This window comes from Pseudophaeobacter leonis (assembly GCF_002087335.1).
Classification (GTDB): Bacteria; Pseudomonadota; Alphaproteobacteria; order Rhodobacterales; family Rhodobacteraceae; genus Pseudophaeobacter; species Pseudophaeobacter leonis.
In genome coordinates this window covers 1-1242 of record NZ_MWVJ01000132.1, presented here as the reverse complement: position 1 = coordinate 1242, position 1242 = coordinate 1, and the positions used below count along the sequence as shown (strand labels likewise).

The 1242-nt window shown below is 52.2% G+C and carries 1 protein-coding gene; it reads right to left on the bottom strand.

The window, feature by feature from the left end; translation table 11 throughout:
- Positions 1-668: 668 nt before the first annotated feature.
- On the bottom strand, positions 669-1085 hold the full coding sequence (locus tag B4968_RS22690) for a VOC family protein (RefSeq protein WP_083101440.1): 417 nt from the start codon (positions 1083-1085) through the stop codon (positions 669-671).
- Positions 1086-1242 lie beyond the last annotated feature (157 nt).

Below are 1242 nucleotides of genomic sequence, written 5' to 3'. Positions count from 1 at the left end.
CGTCAGTGCAGGCAGGCCGGACGCTTACCACTACGGCCTCTCATCTGTTGAATTTTACTGGAAAATCTTACCCCCCAGTGCCCCGGAGACGGCAATGAAGCGATCAGCGATCAGACCTACACCCAATTTGCCTCCGCCCGCTGCAAGACAGCACTGAGGTTCCGGATTTTATCCGGATCCGAAAGGTTCAATCGCGGCAGGTCAGGCGGCGTGACCCAGGCAATACTGGGCAAGGAGGCGTTTTAGTGCGGGAAGGAGAACTGCACCAGTTTCAGCTGTCTGGTGGCAACTGGCAGGTGTCTGGTGGGTGATGAGAGGCTCGAACTCTGCGCCTAAAACGCTAACATGTTGAATTAATTGGAACCTCTTCCGCTCTATTCGTCTCTGTGGTAACACCTCTAGGTCACGGAGACAAGAAGAAGACAAATGATCCTTTTAACCATAAACTTCTAAAACAAGCGTGCGGTGCCTCCACACGGATGTGTGCATCTCATAATCCCCTTATTTTACAGGGCCTTAAATATCTCATTATGACCCTCTTGTGTAGTGTTTGTGTAGCGGTTTGGGTACGCTCTATCTGTTTTCACAAGTTCAAACTCACTCCGCCGCAAAGCAACGAGGCACGTATGGGGTCGCTCGTCGCGGCAAGACTTAGGAACCCTTCAAGGTCACTCAACATCTACAATCTGATGGACCTCAATCACGTTACCTTCCGGGTCATAGAAGAACACCTGATGCCATCCCTTCACAGCATCGCTGCCCCAATCAGAATAACGAACGCCCTGAGCATCCAAGTGCTTCATGAATGCTTTCATGTCATCTGTGCGGTAGGCGATGTGGCCGCGTTCAAGTGGGTTCACGACGTGCCCCGAGCGAAACGAATTCAGCACATCGCGTGGCGTCAAATGCATTTGAATATCGCCATCGGTTACGAATGCGACTTCCCCTACCAACCCTTTATCTTGGTTCAGAGGCGGTAGCTCGGCTGGGGCGTCATCCTCGAGCGTTAGAACATCCCGATAAAAACGGTCCATCTCAGGCACGTTGGACGAACATAGATTTATGTGATGCAATTTAAGTTTCATATTTTGAGCGTGACCTAGAGTGGTAAGGGACGCAAGCGGAACTGGCCCAGACCTGCTGAACGTCACGAACGGCGCAAAGCAGTCCATGTCCCAGTCTTGCGGATGCTGCGATGCGACCCGCCGAAGGTGATGGGGTGGATGGCTCCTGCTTCAACCG

Excerpts from the sequence above, each read along its gene's own strand:
- B4968_RS22690 (WP_083101440.1), bottom strand. The coding sequence starts at position 1,085 with ATGAAACTTAAATTGCATCACATAAATCTATGTTCGTCCAACGTGCCT.